This window comes from Pararhizobium antarcticum (genome assembly GCF_001885585.1).
GTDB lineage: Bacteria > Pseudomonadota > Alphaproteobacteria > Rhizobiales > Rhizobiaceae > Pararhizobium > Pararhizobium antarcticum.
Genome location: NZ_LSRP01000056.1, coordinates 1 through 837 on the forward strand (window position 1 = coordinate 1; position 837 = coordinate 837).

An 837-nucleotide genomic window follows, 5' to 3' on the forward strand; every position below is an offset into this window, starting at 1 on the left:
AGTGTCCGTCCGGAGACTTTGAGAATCGGCGGAATCGGTTAGCGGACTTCGGTTTGCGGGTTGTGCGCGGTTGTGATTCCTTTTGTGCTTTCGAATCACGAAAGGAAGCTGCGATGTGGACGATCGAAAACCGCGGACGATATGATCGCAGCAAATTGCGTTACCCGAGTGATCTGAGCGATGAAGAATGGGCTATCGTTGAACCGTTGATCCCGGCTGGTAAGCGGGGTGGCGGCAAGCGCACGGTGGTTTTGCGCGAGGTGGTGAACGGCCTCATGTACGTTCTGTCGACGGGTTGCCAATGGCGGGCTGTGCCGAAAGACCTGCCGCCCCGAAGCACGCTGTTTGGCTATTTCGACCTCTGGAACTGGGACGGCACACTTGGCCGCATGCATGCGGAACTCTATGTCAAATGCCGGGAGGCAATGGGCCGCCAAGCCAGTCCGACCGCAGCAATCATAGACAGCCAGAGCGTCAAAAGCGCGGAAAAGGGGGGCCTTGCATCGACCCGTGCGGGTATGATGCGGGGAAAAAGATCAAGGGCAAGAAACGGCATATCCTTGTCGATACAGTAGGCCTGCTGCTGCACGCACTTGTTCACCCGGCAGATATCCAGGACCGCGACGGCGGGGTTCTCGTTCTCAAGACACTGTTCGGGCGCTACCCTTTTTTGAAGAAGCTGTTCGCCGACGGCGGCTATCAGGGGCCGATCTTCGCAAAGGGTCAGAAGAAGGCCAGACCAGGTCTGGCAACTGAAATCGTCAAGCGATCCGATGCGGCCAAAGGCTTCGAGTTGTTGCCACGCCGATGGGTTGTCGAGCGAACCTTCGCATGGCT

Annotated in this window: 1 pseudogene; it reads left to right on the forward strand. The window is 57.7% G+C overall.

Annotated features, from left to right (window positions below):
* Positions 1–113: 113 nt before the first annotated feature.
* Positions 114–837 (forward strand): annotated as a pseudogene (locus AX760_RS26170) (IS5 family transposase); the annotation flags it as partial.